The sequence below is a fragment of the Thalassococcus lentus genome (assembly GCF_028023555.1).
GTDB classification, from domain to species: domain Bacteria; phylum Pseudomonadota; class Alphaproteobacteria; order Rhodobacterales; family Rhodobacteraceae; genus Thalassococcus_A; species Thalassococcus_A lentus.
On sequence record NZ_JAQIOY010000001.1, the window covers coordinates 526,787 to 540,685 of the forward strand.

Here is a 13,899-nt window from a genome sequence, read left to right on the forward strand (position 1 = left end):
CAGGCGCGGGCCGGAAAGGCGTCGGCTCAGGTGCCCGACTTGACCTTGGTCCACATACGGGTCAGCGCGCGCTGTTCACGTGGTGGGAATGGAGTCACGGTGTACAGGTTTTGCAGGGCCGCTTCGTCCGGGTAAATCGCAGTGTCACCGATCACGTCTTCGACAAGGAACTCTTGCGAGGCTTTGTTGCCGTTCGCGTAGTACACATAGTTCGAAGCCGCAGCCATGTTTTGCGCGTCCATGATGAAGTTCAGGAACGTATGCGCGGCTTCCGGGTTTGGTGCATCTTCCGGGATCGCCATCTGGTCGAACCACATCAAGGCACCTTCGGATGGCGCGTTGTATGCAATTTCGACGCCGTTCTCTGCTTCGGCCGCACGATCACGGGCTTGCAGGATGTCGCCCGACCAGCCAATGGCCACGCAGATGTCACCGTTGGCCAAAGCGTTGATGTATTCCGAGCTGTGGAACTTTTGCACGTGTGGACGAACCGCCATCAGCACTTCTTCGGCCTTGGCCAGAGCGTCCTCATCTTTGCGATCCGGGTCCATGCCGGCATAGGCCAGCGCCGCCGGAATCAACTCGGTCGGAGCATCAAGGAAATGGACGCCGCAGCTGGCGAGCTTTTCCATGTTTGCTGGATCGAACACCAAGGCAAGGCTGCCGATCGGGGCGTCGTCGCCCAGAATTTCGGCTACTTTGCCCGTGTTCACGCCAATGCCTGTCGTGCCCCACATGTAGTTGACCGAATATTCGTTGCCGGGGTCATACGTTGCAGTGCGCTCGGCGATCACGTCCCACATGTTGCCCATGTTGGACAGCTTGGACTTGTCCAGCTTTTGGAAAGCGCCAGCTTGGATCTGGCGTTGCAGGAAGGTGCCGGTTGGCACCACAACGTCATAGCCGGATCCACCTGCCAGCATTTTCGTTTCCAGCACTTCGTTGCTGTCGAAAACGTCGTAGATCAGTTCGATGCCGGTTTCGGCTTCGAATTTCTCAAGCAATTCTTCGTCGATGTAGTCGGACCAGTTGTAGACCCGGACTTCTTCGGCCGCAGCCATACCAGCAATCAGCGCGAGGCCGGCTGTGAAACTCATGAGGGTTTTCATCATACACTCCCGTTGGTCATGGGGTCGCTCTTTGCCCCTGATCCTGTGAATTTGATCAAAATTTGCGCGCGGGCGCAATATAGATCATGTTTCCATGTGCGGCAGTTAGGTGCAAGATGGCCCTTGCCGAAGAAAGCAATTGGAATGTCAGGGCGATGAATACACAGGCAGATGGGCAGCGCGCCTTTGCGGGCGCTCCGGTTCATGAACAGGTTTATCAGCGGTTCCGGGATATGCTGCTGTTTGGTGAATTGGAACCGGGGCAGCCCGTGACCATTCAGGGTTTGGTTGATTTGCTGGGTGCAGGCATGACCCCGGTTCGTGAAGCCCTGCGCCGACTGACTGCCGAGGGCGCGCTGGAGGCACAAGGAAACCGCAGGATCGTTGTGCCGCAGTTGTCCCAGTCTGATGTGCTGGAGCTGACACAGGCACGGATTGCACTTGAGGTGCCTTTAGTCGGGACCGCCTGCACCAAGGCGACACCAAAGGCCATCGCGCATTTGCAAGCGATCGACGAGAGGCTCGACACTGCGATTCAACGTGGGGACATCAGGCAATATCTGGTCGAGAACCACGCGTTCCATGCTGCACTGTACGATCTGGCGGACGCCGCGATCTTCAAGGCGTTGATCGATAGTCTATGGCTACGGTTCGGGCCCAGCCTGCGGATGGTCTGCGGACAGGTCGGAACGCGCAACGTGCCCGATCAGCACAAGGTTCTGCTCGAGGCCTTGGCCTCGGGACAGCAAGAGGTCGCCATGCAGGCCATTCGCGAAGACGTAGAGCAAGGCATGGCCCTTATTTCGGCGGCGATCGAAAAAGCGTAGAGGCCGCGCGGAATCGATGTTCAACAGGGATCGATTCGCATGTGCCGATTGACAGTCAAAAATTTGATCATATTCTGAGGCGACCCTAGCCGGAGGCCCTCATGAGCACGATATCGACCAACACACCGACCGCGGAATTGCAGGCTCTTGATGCTGCGCATCACATGCATCCGTTTACCACCGGGACTGAATTGGCCGAAAAGGGCGCGCGGGTGATTACGCGGGCAGATGGCTGCTGGCTGAACGATTCAGATGGCAATCGCATTCTTGACGCGATGGCGGGGCTGTGGTGCGTGAACGTCGGTTACGGGCGGCGCGAATTGGCGCAAGCGGCGGGCCGCCAGATGCTTGAACTGCCGTACTACAACACGTTCTTTCAGACCACGCATGTCCCGGCCATTCAGTTGTCTGCAAAACTCGCAGAGCTGGCTCCTGGCGATCTGAATCATGTTTTCTATGCTTCAAGCGGGTCCGAGGCGAACGATACGAACCTGAGATTGGTGCGGACCTATTGGGCTGAAAAGGGCCAGCCGCAACGACAGTGGGTCATCTCCCGTTGGAATGCCTACCACGGTTCTTCGGTGGGTTCGGGATCACTGGGTGGCATGAAAGGTATGCACGCACAGGGTGGCATGCCCATTCCCGGGATTGCGCATATCGACCAGCCGAATTGGTGGGCCGAAGGCGGCGATCTCAGTCCAGAAGAATTTGGTCTGGAACGGGCGCGCCAGCTCGAAGCCAAGATACTCGAACTTGGTCCTGACAATGTCGCGGCCTTCATAGCCGAACCTATTCAAGGGGCGGGTGGCGTGATCGTTCCACCCGACAGCTATTGGCCTGAAATTCAGCGGATCGTGGATGAATATGGAATTCTGCTGATCGCCGACGAAGTGATCTGCGGCTTTGGCCGGACCGGTAACTGGTTCGGCAGTCAGACCATGAATATCCGGCCTGATATCATGACAATCGCCAAAGGCTTGAGCTCGGGCTATCAGCCGATCGGTGGTTCGATCCTGTCTGACGAAGTGGCCGCAGTCATCAGCGGGACGGAATTCAATCACGGCTACACCTATTCCGGCCATCCGGTTGCTTGTGCAGTCGCTCTGGAAAATCTGCGGATTTTGCAGGACGACGGCATTGTTGATGGTGTGCGCGATGACACCGGACCCTACCTGCAGGAACGTTTTGCAAGCCTCACAGACCATCCGCTGGTGGGTGAAGCCAAGATCGTCGGAATGATGGGGTCAATTGCGCTGACGCCGGACAAAGCGGCAAGGGCAGCCTTTGCAGCAGATGCAGGCACAGCCGGGTTTATGTGCCGCGAACGGTGTTTCGCCAACAATCTGATCATGCGTCATGTTGGAGATCGGATGATCATCTCGCCTCCGTTGGTGATTTCACGGAGCGAGATTGACACCCTGTTTGAACGCGCGTGGCAAAGCCTTGATGAAGCGCATGAGCAGCTCAAGGCAGAGGGATTGATGGAAGCTGCGCCGCGCATGTGATTTCGAGCGCCTCAGTGCGGCCTGCGCAGTTTGATCAGACGCCTGCGGTCAGGCCGACCTGCTGCACGAGCAAGACACCAAGCGTTTGCCCGTCACTGGCGAGTGTTTGGGATGTTAGCAGCGCAAGCGCGCAAAGAGCCGAGACCACTGCCAAGGCACAGGCGGGAACTAGTCGATCCGAGAAATTCATGGCGTCGCCCTTTTGTGAGTTCCTAGATAGAACGCATGGGGCGACAGCTTCCGTCGCTGTCTCAGAGATTTATGTCAGGTGGGTGGTCAGTCTTCACTCTTGACGAGTTTGTAGATCGTCCAGATCGCCGTGCCGCCAAAGAAAGCGCCGGCCACGCCGATGACTTCGAAAAGGGCCGGGCCTTGTGGCCACCCCCGGATGGCCACGGCCGCGCCCAGAAGACAAAGACCGCCGAGGCTGAAAATCAGCCTGAACCAAAGTTCTGAGCGGTCAGGCTTCAGAACCGCACCTCGACGCCCGGAAGCTTCAGCGCTTTCATCAGGTCACGCAGTTCCTGACGCGCGGCGACGTTGGAAATATTGAGCTGCTTTACACCGATGTCCTTGAGGTCAAGGAGCGTAAGGCCACGCGGGAAGAGTTCGCGAAATATGACCCGCTCGGTGAAGCCGGGGGCAATGCGGAATCCAATCCTCTTGGCCAGCCGCGTCAGCGCCTTTTCCATCTTCATCTTGTTGACCATGTTCTGCTTGCCCAGTCGGTTGCGCAACACGATCCAGTCGATTGGCTTTAGCCCCGCCTGCGCCCGCAACTGACGGGCTGACCAGACCATTTCCGAGTAGACCGAGGGGCCGAGGATCTTGTCGCCATCAGCGTCGATGTGCGCCAGCAGATCAAAGTCGATGAAGCTATCATTCAGCGGTGTCACCAGCGTATCGGCCAGAGAATGCGCCACCTGACTGAGACGCGTGTGTGATCCGGGGCAATCGATAATGATAAAGTCGCTTTTGTCTTCAAGCTCAGCGACGGCCTTGGACAGGCGATGGTCGTATGCATTTTCGCCGGGTGCGAGCGATGCCTGATCGATGTCTGGCAGGTCAACGGAATGAGGGCTTGGCAGGTCGATGCCCAGCTTTTCCAGATGGGTCCGGCGGTTTTCGAGATAGCGACCCATGCTCCTTTGGCGCAGATCGAGATCAAGAGCGCCGACGCGATGGCCCATTCTGGCCAAGGCGGTTCCCAGATGCATGGAGACGGTCGACTTGCCCGCTCCGCCCTTCTCGTTTCCGACGACGATAATATGTGCCACTGCGTGCCCTTTATGTTTGCCCGCATGTTCCCTGCGGGTGATGTCGCGCACTTTATTCTGCGCTTTCGATCAAGAAAACCCGCCGCTCGAATAGTTTGTACGCTGCGTGGCGTGTCGGTCGCAGAGCGGTTTTCCGTTTTGACAGGATGTACTGCCGACAAAAAAGGCCCGGCACAGTGGCCGGGCCTCTCGTAAATTGTCGCAAAGCGTTAGTGCAGCTTGGCACCCACTTCGGCAATCGCGTCATCGATGAGCTTGCCAGCGTTCTTGGCGGTCATCTGCTTGGCCACGACTTCCTGAGCGGCACCAACGGCGATCGTGGCGGCGCGATCGCGCACTTCCTTGACCGCGGATGCCTCTGCAGAAGCAATCTGGCTTTCGGCTGCGGCCAGACGGCGCGCAACAGAGGCTTTCATGTCTTCCTTGGCCTGCTCGGCTGCCAGTTCGGCTTCCTCGCGGGCGTGGGCAACGATGCGTTCTGCTTGCTCCTGCACATCGCGTTGCTTGCGCTCATAGCTGGCAAGCAGGCTTTGTGCTTCTTCGCGCAGGGCACGGGCTTCGTCCAGTTCAGACTGGATGTCAGCGGCCCGCTTGTCGAGCATACCGCTCAGCATGCCTGGTATCTTGAAGTAGATCAGAACACCCAAGAACAGCAGAAAGCCGATCAGCACGACAAAGTCGGTGTTGCCAAGTGACAGGAAGGGGCCTTTGGCTGCCAATGCTGGCGTTGCAAAGCCTGAGGCCGCGAGCAGACTAAAGATTGTTGTCTTGCGCATGGCCTTACCCCTTGATCCGGTTGCTGACAGCGGCTGCCACTGCTTTGGCATCGGCCTTGCCGCCCAGCGCCGAAACGATGGCTTCAGCGGTGTCTTTGGCTACGGCTTCAACGTTTTCCATCGCAGTTGCGCGGATATCGCTGATGGCCTTTTCCGACTCGGCTGCTTTGGCTGAAATTTCAGCGTCCGCCTTTGCCATGGCCTTGTCGAGTTCAGCCTTAATTTCATCACGGGTCTTTTGCGCGATGGATTGCGCTTCGGCCCGGGCATCGGCCAGTGCCTTGTCATAAGCAGCTTCGGCTTCTTCAGCCTTGCGCTTGAGATCTTCGGCGGCGGCGATGTCTGTCGTGATCGTTCCCTGACGCTCGGCCAGAACGGACGCGATACGCGGCAACGCGATGCGCGACAGCACGAAGAAAATCACCACAAGCGTGATGACCAGCCAGAAAATCTGGTTGGGGAACCATTCAAAGCACAGCTGCGGCATGCCGATGGCGCTGCCATCTGGTCCGACGCAAGTGCTTGTGGATGTGGCCCCGTTGGATTCGGTCGCCATGTCGTCCTCCGTGGAACGGTGTCGTTACATCGGGCGGTGCATCATGCGGTGCACCGCCCGCGCGTAAGGATCTTAAGTTCCGCGGTTTAGACGGCGAACATCAGCAGCAGCGACACGAGGAAGGCAAAGATGCCCAGCGCTTCTGCGAATGCGATACCGATGAAGAGCGTGGCCGTCTGGCCCGCTGCTGCGGATGGGTTGCGCAGTGCGCCGGCAAGGAAGTTGCCAGCCACGTTGCCCACCCCGATGGCGGCTGCGCCGGAACCGATTGCTGCCAGGCCTGCGCCGATGTGTGCGAGATCGCCTTCCATGTGAATTCTCCTTACGATTGGAAGTTGAGTGTTTGGTATTCGCGGTAGGAAGCGTGCGCGCACGCCCCTGTCGTTAGTGATGCGGGTGCAATGCGTCCTTGAGGTATACGCAGGTCAGGATGGTGAACACGTAGGCCTGAATGAAGGCAACGAGCACTTCCAGTGCGTAGATCGCGACGATCCCAAAGATCGCCAGTGGTGCAACCGCTGTGATTGCGGCGAAGCCAGCAAACACTTTGAGAACAGCGTGACCGGCCATGATGTTGCCCGCCAAACGAATGGAGTGGCTGACCGGACGCACGAAATACGAGATGATTTCGATGATGGCCAGGATTGGACGCAATGCCAGTGGGGCAGAAGACACCCAGAACAGGCTCAGGAAGCTTGCGCCGTTGATCACAAAGCCAAGGATGGTCACGACGATGAACACCCCAAAGCCAAGAACCGCGGTGACTGCGATCATCGATGTCGGCGAGTAGGACATCGGCAGCAGCGCCAGGAAGTTGGCCATCAGGATGAAGATGAAAAGCGTGAAGATGTAAGGGAAGTACTTAACCGCGTCCTTGCCGGTCACGTCTTCAACCATCTTGTAGATAAAGCCATACGCCAGTTCTGCGATTGACTGGCTGCGCGACGGAACGATTGCTCGTTTGGAAGTCCCAAACACCATCAGCAATACGGTCGCGACCACTGCCAGAAACAGCCAGAGCGTGATGTTGGTGATGGTGAACATACCAATTGCGCCGTCGCCAAACAGCGGTTTGATGATGAACTGATCCATCGGGTGGAAAACCAGTCCGCCCTCAGCTTTATCTGCGGCCATCGCCTTACCCTCTCGCGTCGGGGCCTTCGCCCCTTGTGTCGTCGTCTGACGCGGATGCCCGCGCCTCTTGTGCCTTCTGGATTTCAGCGGCGCTGGACATCATCACTTTGATGCCCGCCGCGATACCCAGCAATGTGAACAGCACCATTAGAAACGGCTGGGTTCCGAAAACCACGTCCAGCCCGTATCCGATGCCAAAACCGATCCCCAGACCGGCCACCATCTCAGTTACCATCCGCCAGGCCAGTTGTGCCTGTGAATAGTGTTCCTCCTGGTGGGCTTTCTCGACAACCTGCGACTCGCGCCGTGCCGCCAGCTTGGCTTCTAGTTCCTGCAGTTTCCGTTTCGGATCCACGTCAGTCACGCGAAAGCCCCCAATTTGAGGTTTGCGTCTTGCTATTCGTGTGGTCTGCCTGAGTCAATGCTGGGTTCATGAGGTGAAGGGGTAAGATAACTCACTGAAAATAAATGGGTTTTGCGGTTGGTGTTTTGGTGCGGTCAATGCGCCGCAGGGCTAAATGACGGCAAAACGGCCGCTTTAGTAAATTCAACTTTTTGGTTGAGTTTTCGGCGGCGGCGGGTCATTGCCTCGCTATGTTGGCTTGGTGCTCACAATATGCCTGACCCCCTTGATGCAGTTTTTGCCGCTTTGGCGGACCCGACGCGACGGCGTATCCTTATGATGCTGCTTGAGGATGACATGGCCGTGACGGACGTTGCCGAGCCGTTTGAGATGTCGCTGGCCGCCATCTCAAAGCATCTCATGATCCTGACCCGTGCCGGACTGATCAGCCAGGAAAAACGTGGCCGTGTGAAATGGTGCAAGCTTGAGCCGGACGCCATGCGGGCGGCCTCAGTCTGGATGAAGGGTTTCGGTCAGTTCGAAGAGATCGATCTGGATGGGCTTGAGCGTTTTCTGGAAAGCGAGCTGCGGGACAGCGACGCCTGATTTCATCTGTCTCGTAGTAGCATCAGCAGCGCCAAGGCTGTCAGCGCCACGCCCGGAAGAACCAAAGCGGGTGGCGCGCCCCGTCCCAAGGCGATTTCCCATAGGATCACCCAACTGGGCGTCAGGTAGGTGTAGGCCATGACCTTGGCAGAGGGCAGCCGCAGTGCTGCAAAGCGTAGCAGCAGGAATGTCAGGCTTGTGGCCACAGCGGCGGTATAGCCGATTGTGATCCAGACGATTGGGGGCAGCGCGTTCCACTCCGTTGCTACAAGAGCAGGCCCTGCCCATAGGCAGAGCAGGATCGCGCCAGCCGTCAGAATGGCGGCATTGAAGGCCAAGGCCGGTTCACCACGGCTCAGCTTGCGGAGCAATGGCGCATAGAGCGCATGACCGATGCATCCCCAGAAATAGATCGTTTCGCCGCGTCCGATTTCAAAGGCCAGAAGCGCAGTCAGATCGGCACGAAAAATGACCCAGAGCGCGCCGACGCCGCCCACGGCAATGGCAAAGGCCATCCAGCCCGTGGTGACTTGGCGAACGACCAGATAGCCGAACACGGCCGTCAGTGCGGGGTTCAACGTGAAAACAGCAGCCATGCTGACCGGCGAGGCGGTCTTCAGGCCCTCGAACATTGTCACGAAATAGATCGCGAAAAGTGCGGCCAAAGCAACGTAGCGCCAAGGCGCCGCTTTGATTTCGCGGGTTATCCCCCCGGTCGCCCAAGCGGCTAGCCACAAAAGAGCGCCCGCAATCACAAAGCGTACTGCATTCAGAACGGCGGGATCGATGAAGGGCGCGGCCATGCTGCCTAGGGAAAACGACCCGGCAACCAGAGCTGAGAAGCCAAGCATCGCAAGGTGGCCGCGCGCTGTTTCGCGCTTGGGCCCGTTTGCCGGGGTGCTCACGTTGCGCGACCTACACCTGTGTGCGCTTTTAGGTGCTGTAGAAAGGCCTGCACTTTTGCAGTTCGATGCAGATCGACATGCGTGACCAGCCAAAGGGGCGCGCTCCAGTCTTCTTCGGGCTCCATGACCTGCACAAGATCGGGGTGCATTGCGGCGTCCTCGGTTCCCATAAAGCCAATACCGGACCCTGCAAGGATCGCCCGTTCCATCACTCTTGAATCCGTGCTGCGGAATACGACTTGCCGGTAGGGAATGTTGGCGCGCAACCAGCGCTGAAAGGGCGCGCGCCCGTCTGGATTATCATGTGCCACAAACTGGTGGGTCTTCAGGCTTTCCAGATCTGACGGCATTCCGTGTTTGTCCAGATAGCTGCGGCTGGCATAGAGGCCAACGTTCAGCGTGCAGAAAGGTTGAACGACATTGTCGGGTTCACTGGGCTGCGATCCCGCGCGCAACGCGACATGTGCTTCGCCATATTCCAACCGGAACACGCGGTCGTCTGTCAGGTAGCGCACGACAACATCGGGGTATTTTTTTTGGAAATCGGCGAGAATACCGACCATCAAGGGTGCGAAGCTGACCAAAGAGGTCACCAGCAATTCTCCCGATACATCATTGCCACGGCCCTTGATGCGCCCTTCGAGTTGCTGGAACTGATCGTCCGTGGTTTGCGCCACCCTCAAAAGATCTTCGCCTGCTTCGGTCGCCGTGTAGCCGCGTGCATGGCGTTGAAACAGCTTTACGCCCAACTGGGCCTCGAGCGCATCAACGTGTCTAATAACTGTCGCGTGGTGCACGCCCAATGCTTCTGCTGCACCACTAACCGTGCCAGCACGGGCGACCTGAAAAGCCGTGCGAATTTCGTCCCAGTTGTTCATGGCGTGTCCATATGTGCAAAATATAACAATTCATGCGCATTTTGGTGCCTTGAGTTCGAAAATGCAACATCCTTTGTATGTGGGGTGATTCATACCAAACCAAGGAACAAAACCATGACACAGAAACTCTTGCGGCTGGATGCGTCGTCCCGAACCGATGGATCGGTGAGCCGTGCCCTAGCGGACCAAGTTGTCGAGAAACTGGAGTTCACAGAGGTCGTTCACCGAGATCTCGCGGCGGACATTCCGCAACTGAATGCCGAATGGCTGAATGCAAATGGAACGCCAGAACAGGACCGCGGGATGGATGAAAAGGCGGCGTTGGCACTGTCGGATACATTGATTGCCGAGGTCAAATCCGCTGACACAGTTCTGATCTCGACGCCAATCTACAACTTCGGCGTTCCGTCTTCGCTTAAGGCCTGGTTTGACCAGATTGCACGCGCTGGCATCACCTTTGAATACACCGCCGATGGGCCGCGAGGTCTGTTAAAGGGAAAACGTGCGATCTTGGTCGTTGCTTCTGGCGGTACCGAAGTCGATAGCCCGATCGATTTCGCGACACCTTGGTTGCGGCACGTGATGAACTTCATCGGGATCGAGGATGTGCAGGTTGTGCGGTCCGACAAACTGATGGTCGATGCGGATGCTTCCATGCAGCGCGCGGTCAACGACATCGCGGCCCTTGCTGCGTGATCGAAGACGCGCGGGCCACGCGCACAGGGGGGCGCCGGGATCACTCCGGCACCTCGTGACGCTGCCCAATGACCTGTCTTGCTTGACTCTGAGGGGCGCGGCGCGTAAACGCGCGCCAACCCCGGAAGAGCTACTATATCTTCCGGTCCCATGGCTATTGCCGGGATCGCCCTCCGTCAGCGCGTTGCGCCCACGGGGGCTGTCGCGCATTGGGTCTTGGCAATTGAGATACGCGCTGCGGCCCCTTACCTTTAGGGCAACCGCGGAAAACGAAGGGGGCCAGTGGGCCAATGTTCGAAAATCTATCTGAACGTCTCGGTGGCGTATTTGATCGTCTGACCAAGCAGGGCGCGCTGAGCGAAGACGATGTCAAAACAGCCCTACGGGAAGTGCGCGTTGCTCTGCTGGAGGCCGACGTGTCGCTGCCCGTTGCGCGGCAGTTCATCAAGGCGGTCGAAAAGAAAGCCACAGGCGCAGCGGTGACCAAATCCGTCACGCCCGGCCAGCAGGTTGTCAAAATTGTCCATGACGAGCTGATTGGTGTTTTGCGCGGTGAGGGTGAACCGGGGTCTCTGAAAATCGATAGCCCGCCTGCGCCGATCCTCATGGTTGGTCTGCAAGGTGGTGGTAAAACGACGACCACGGCCAAGCTGGCCAAACGGCTCAAGGAGCGGGACGGCAAAAAGGTACTGATGGCGTCGCTGGACGTGAACCGCCCGGCTGCGATGGAGCAGCTGGCCATCCTTGGTACACAGATTGGTGTCGACACCTTGCCCATCATCAAGGGCGAAGATCCGGTCGCAATCGCCAAGCGCGCCAAGACGCAGGCCGGTCTGGGTGGCTATGACGTCTATATGCTGGATACCGCGGGCCGCCTGTCCATCGACGAAGAACTGATGGCACAGGTCGAAGCGGTCCGTGACGTGGCCAACCCGCGCGAAACGCTGCTGGTGGTCGATGGTCTCACCGGTCAGGACGCAGTGCATACAGCCGAAAATTTCGATGAACGCATCGGCATCTCGGGTGTTGTTCTGACCCGTATGGATGGTGACGGCCGCGGCGGTGCGGCTCTTTCCATGCGCGCTGTCACTGGCAAGCCGATCAAGTTCGTCGGTCTGGGCGAAAAGATGGACGCGCTCGAAACCTTTGAGCCGGATCGGATCGCGGGCCGAATTCTTGGCATGGGCGACATCGTCAGCCTCGTGGAAAAGGCGCAACAGACGCTGGAGGCCGAACAGGCCGAACGCATGATGAAGCGCTTCTCCAAGGGTCAGTTCAACATGAACGACCTCAAGATGCAGCTAGAGCAAATGATCAAGATGGGCGGCATGGAAGGCATGATGTCCATGATGCCGGGTATGGCGAAGGCCGCCAAGCAAATGGGCGACGCAGGCATCGACGACAAGATCCTGCGCCAGCAGATCGCCTTGATCCATTCGATGACCAAACGGGAACGGGCCAATCCGCAGATTTTGCAGGCGAGCCGCAAGAAACGCATCGCCAAGGGCGCGGGTATGGAAGTGTCTGATCTGAACAAACTGCTCAAGATGCAGCGTCAGATGTCCGACATGATGAAGAAGATGGGCAAGATGGGCAAAGGCGGCATGCTGAAACAAGCCATGCGCGGCATGTTCGGCAAAGGCGGTATGCCTGCCGGTATGGATCCATCACAGATGGACCCCAAAGCGCTGGAGCAAGCCGCCAAAGCCATGGGTGGTCCCGGCGGCCTTCCGGGCATGGGCGGCGGTGCTGCTCTGCCACCCGGTTTGTCGGGCTTTGGTAAGAAGAAATGACCGAGGTGGCCTTCTCTCGGCTGATCGAAATCCCCCCTCGCGACGCTTGGGGGCGGGAGGACCGCGACTTCACGCCGTGGTTGGCCGACAACATTGACTATTTGTCTGAAGCAATCGGTCTGTCGCTTGAATTGACGGGCACCGAAGTGGCCGTCGACAGCTTTTCCGCCGATATTCTGGCCAGAAACCAACTCGACGAGTCCATCGTTCTGATCGAAAACCAGCTTGAGACGACCGATCACAAACATCTGGGTCAGATCATGACTTATCTGGCTGGCCTCGATGCAAAAACCATTGTCTGGATCGCTCCGAGTTTCCGAGACGCCCATTTGTCGTCGATCAACTGGCTGAACGAGCACACGTCCGAAGATTTTTCGTTCTTTGCGGTCAAGCTCCGCGTCGTGCGTATCGGAGGCAGCCCGATAGCGCCCGTGTTCGAGGTTGCTGCAAAGCCAGATGGTTGGAGCCGCAGCTTGGCTGACAAGCGCAAGAGCGTCAGCGCAACCCATGACCCGCTATCGGACACGCGTTTAGAGTTTTGGACAACCTACGCAAATTCGCATACTGCGGCGGCCAACGCAGGAGTGCGCCCCAAGCGCAGCTGGAACACCTATTTCAGTTTTGCAGATGGCGCGATCCGCCTGTCCCTTTGGATCGGGGAGAAGCGCGGTGGCATCTATGTCGGCGGACGCCATGGCGACAAATTTTCCGCCAAAGAGTTGCTTGACGCTGACGGACCAGCGATGGCCGACAAGCTGGGGTCAACATGGTATGGCGAGAATGCAAGTGGCCATGTTCTGGGCGACCGTTTGGAGCTGAGCTACCATGACCGGGCCAATTGGCCGCAAATGTATGCCTGGATGGAGCAGAAAAGGGCGGAGTATTTTGCCGTGCTCACCTCCAAATTCGGAGCGCCCGACCAGTGATGCCCGCCCCAACCCTTCATACACCGCGCCTGACGCTGCGCGGCCATGTGATGGCCGATCTCGAGCAGTTGTGCGACCTGTTCGAGACAGACCGTGCCGTGCACATGGGTGGTCCGATCCCGCGCAAGTCTGCGTGGCGCTGGATCGCGTCCGAAGTGGGGATGTGGGATCTCATGGGGCATGGTTCCTGGGGCATTGAAACCAAGGACGGCGACTTTGTCGGGCAGGTTGGCATCATGCAGCCGCCGCATTTTCCCGAAGCTGAAATCGGCTGGACTCTGCTGGAGGCTGGCGAAGGCAAGGGCTATGCCTTTGAGGCGGCAACGGCGGCTTTGGAATGGGCCTGGGCGCAGGGCCGGGAAACACTGGTCAGCTACATAGCGCCCGAAAATGCACGCTCCATCGCTTTGGCTGAACGTCTGGGGGCCACGCATGACCCGGATGCGCCGATGCCCATTGGAGAAACACAACAGGTCACGCTTGTTTATCGTCACAGCCCCGATGCGGATGGAAGCCCGGAGGCCTATGCATGAGCGTGGCGGCACGAAATACAGTCGGGGCATCTGAT

At 58.1% G+C, this 13,899-nt stretch carries 17 protein-coding genes; 7 read left to right on the top strand and 10 right to left on the bottom strand.

Going from position 1 to position 13,899, the window contains the following annotated elements; all coding sequences use genetic code 11:
• Window positions 1–26: 26 nt before the first annotated feature.
• Window positions 27–1,109, bottom strand: a complete 1,083-nt coding sequence (locus tag PFY00_RS02550; RefSeq protein WP_408648431.1) for a polyamine ABC transporter substrate-binding protein — start codon at window positions 1,107–1,109, stop codon at window positions 27–29.
• 155 nt (window positions 1,110–1,264) lie between these two features.
• Between PFY00_RS02550 and PFY00_RS02555 the strand changes: the two genes are divergently transcribed.
• Together PFY00_RS02555 and PFY00_RS02560 are read left to right on the top strand one after the other, a co-directional pair.
• Window positions 1,265–1,936, top strand: coding sequence for a GntR family transcriptional regulator (locus PFY00_RS02555; RefSeq protein WP_271430943.1), 672 nt, complete (start codon window positions 1,265–1,267; stop codon window positions 1,934–1,936).
• A 101-nt stretch (window positions 1,937–2,037) separates the two neighbouring features.
• Complete coding sequence (locus PFY00_RS02560) at window positions 2,038–3,441, top strand: aspartate aminotransferase family protein (protein ID WP_271430944.1); 1,404 nt, start codon at window positions 2,038–2,040, stop codon at window positions 3,439–3,441.
• Window positions 3,442–3,475: 34 nt separating this feature from the next.
• On the opposite strand, the gene PFY00_RS02565 is transcribed toward PFY00_RS02560, so the two are convergent.
• The 7 genes from PFY00_RS02565 to PFY00_RS02595 all read right to left on the bottom strand — a co-directional run bounded on the left by PFY00_RS02565 (window position 3,476) and on the right by PFY00_RS02595 (window position 7,548).
• The gene (locus tag PFY00_RS02565; protein WP_271430945.1) at window positions 3,476–3,631 is read right to left on the bottom strand and encodes a hypothetical protein; all 156 of its coding nucleotides are present in this window, start codon (window positions 3,629–3,631) and stop codon (window positions 3,476–3,478) included.
• A 277-nt stretch (window positions 3,632–3,908) separates the two neighbouring features.
• Window positions 3,909–4,718 (bottom strand): division plane positioning ATPase MipZ, encoded by an 810-nt coding sequence (locus PFY00_RS02570; protein ID WP_271430946.1) that lies wholly within the window; start codon window positions 4,716–4,718, stop codon window positions 3,909–3,911.
• A 209-nt stretch (window positions 4,719–4,927) separates the two neighbouring features.
• Window positions 4,928–5,494 (bottom strand): F0F1 ATP synthase subunit B, encoded by a 567-nt coding sequence (locus tag PFY00_RS02575; protein ID WP_271430947.1) that lies wholly within the window; start codon window positions 5,492–5,494, stop codon window positions 4,928–4,930.
• Window positions 5,495–5,498: 4 nt separating this feature from the next.
• Complete coding sequence (locus PFY00_RS02580; RefSeq protein WP_271430948.1) at window positions 5,499–6,050, bottom strand: F0F1 ATP synthase subunit B'; 552 nt, start codon at window positions 6,048–6,050, stop codon at window positions 5,499–5,501.
• 86 nt (window positions 6,051–6,136) lie between these two features.
• Window positions 6,137–6,361 carry a F0F1 ATP synthase subunit C gene (locus PFY00_RS02585; protein ID WP_072630388.1) on the bottom strand — a complete coding sequence of 75 codons (225 nt, stop codon included), beginning with the start codon at window positions 6,359–6,361 and terminating at the stop codon, window positions 6,137–6,139.
• A 73-nt stretch (window positions 6,362–6,434) separates the two neighbouring features.
• Window positions 6,435–7,184, bottom strand: coding sequence for a F0F1 ATP synthase subunit A (locus PFY00_RS02590; RefSeq protein WP_271430949.1), 750 nt, complete (start codon window positions 7,182–7,184; stop codon window positions 6,435–6,437).
• Window positions 7,185–7,188: 4 nt separating this feature from the next.
• Window positions 7,189–7,548: an AtpZ/AtpI family protein gene (locus PFY00_RS02595; RefSeq protein WP_271430950.1), complete on the bottom strand. Its 360-nt coding sequence runs from the start codon at window positions 7,546–7,548 to the stop codon at window positions 7,189–7,191.
• Between the two features lie 252 nt (window positions 7,549–7,800).
• Here PFY00_RS02595 and PFY00_RS02600 point away from each other — a divergent pair, with 252 nt between their 5' ends.
• Window positions 7,801–8,133, top strand: coding sequence for an ArsR/SmtB family transcription factor (locus PFY00_RS02600; RefSeq protein WP_271430951.1), 333 nt, complete (start codon window positions 7,801–7,803; stop codon window positions 8,131–8,133).
• Window positions 8,134–8,135: 2 nt separating this feature from the next.
• Here the strand turns inward: PFY00_RS02600 and PFY00_RS02605 are convergent, their stop codons facing one another.
• Together PFY00_RS02605 and PFY00_RS02610 are read right to left on the bottom strand one after the other, a co-directional pair.
• Entirely contained in the window at window positions 8,136–9,038 is a 903-nt protein-coding gene (locus PFY00_RS02605) for a DMT family transporter (protein WP_271430952.1), read from the bottom strand.
• A complete protein-coding gene (locus PFY00_RS02610; protein ID WP_271430953.1) occupies window positions 9,035–9,916 on the bottom strand; it encodes a LysR family transcriptional regulator in 882 nt (293 codons plus the stop codon). The genes PFY00_RS02605 and PFY00_RS02610 overlap by 4 nt, the downstream gene beginning before the upstream one ends.
• Window positions 9,917–10,030: 114 nt before the next feature.
• Between PFY00_RS02610 and PFY00_RS02615 the strand changes: the two genes are divergently transcribed.
• From PFY00_RS02615 to PFY00_RS02630, 4 genes are all read left to right on the top strand, one after another.
• A complete protein-coding gene (locus PFY00_RS02615) occupies window positions 10,031–10,612 on the top strand; it encodes an FMN-dependent NADH-azoreductase (RefSeq protein WP_271430954.1) in 582 nt (193 codons plus the stop codon).
• A gap of 290 nt (window positions 10,613–10,902) precedes the next feature.
• Entirely contained in the window at window positions 10,903–12,405 is a 1,503-nt protein-coding gene (gene ffh / locus PFY00_RS02620; RefSeq protein ID WP_271430955.1) for a signal recognition particle protein, read from the top strand.
• Window positions 12,402–13,331: a hypothetical protein gene (locus PFY00_RS02625; RefSeq protein WP_271430956.1), complete on the top strand. Its 930-nt coding sequence runs from the start codon at window positions 12,402–12,404 to the stop codon at window positions 13,329–13,331. The genes ffh and PFY00_RS02625 overlap by 4 nt, the downstream gene beginning before the upstream one ends.
• Window positions 13,331–13,864 carry a GNAT family N-acetyltransferase gene (locus PFY00_RS02630; RefSeq protein ID WP_271430957.1) on the top strand — a complete coding sequence of 178 codons (534 nt, stop codon included), beginning with the start codon at window positions 13,331–13,333 and terminating at the stop codon, window positions 13,862–13,864. The genes PFY00_RS02625 and PFY00_RS02630 overlap by 1 nt, the downstream gene beginning before the upstream one ends.
• The last annotated feature ends 35 nt before the right edge of the window (window positions 13,865–13,899 follow it).

Coding starts and splice junctions, on each gene's coding strand:
- PFY00_RS02550 (WP_408648431.1), bottom strand. CDS start 1,109: ATGAAAACCCTCATGAGTTTCACAGCCGGCCTCGCGCTGATTGCTGGT.
- PFY00_RS02555 (WP_271430943.1), top strand. CDS start 1,265: ATGAATACACAGGCAGATGGGCAGCGCGCCTTTGCGGGCGCTCCGGTT.
- PFY00_RS02560 (WP_271430944.1), top strand. CDS start 2,038: ATGAGCACGATATCGACCAACACACCGACCGCGGAATTGCAGGCTCTT.
- PFY00_RS02565 (WP_271430945.1), bottom strand. CDS start 3,631: ATGAATTTCTCGGATCGACTAGTTCCCGCCTGTGCCTTGGCAGTGGTC.
- PFY00_RS02575 (WP_271430947.1), bottom strand. CDS start 5,494: ATGCGCAAGACAACAATCTTTAGTCTGCTCGCGGCCTCAGGCTTTGCA.
- PFY00_RS02580 (WP_271430948.1), bottom strand. CDS start 6,050: ATGGCGACCGAATCCAACGGGGCCACATCCACAAGCACTTGCGTCGGA.
- PFY00_RS02585 (WP_072630388.1), bottom strand. CDS start 6,361: ATGGAAGGCGATCTCGCACACATCGGCGCAGGCCTGGCAGCAATCGGT.
- PFY00_RS02590 (WP_271430949.1), bottom strand. CDS start 7,184: ATGGCCGCAGATAAAGCTGAGGGCGGACTGGTTTTCCACCCGATGGAT.
- PFY00_RS02600 (WP_271430951.1), top strand. CDS start 7,801: ATGCCTGACCCCCTTGATGCAGTTTTTGCCGCTTTGGCGGACCCGACG.
- PFY00_RS02610 (WP_271430953.1), bottom strand. CDS start 9,916: ATGAACAACTGGGACGAAATTCGCACGGCTTTTCAGGTCGCCCGTGCT.
- PFY00_RS02615 (WP_271430954.1), top strand. CDS start 10,031: ATGACACAGAAACTCTTGCGGCTGGATGCGTCGTCCCGAACCGATGGA.
- ffh (WP_271430955.1), top strand. CDS start 10,903: ATGTTCGAAAATCTATCTGAACGTCTCGGTGGCGTATTTGATCGTCTG.
- PFY00_RS02625 (WP_271430956.1), top strand. CDS start 12,402: ATGACCGAGGTGGCCTTCTCTCGGCTGATCGAAATCCCCCCTCGCGAC.
- PFY00_RS02630 (WP_271430957.1), top strand. CDS start 13,331: ATGCCCGCCCCAACCCTTCATACACCGCGCCTGACGCTGCGCGGCCAT.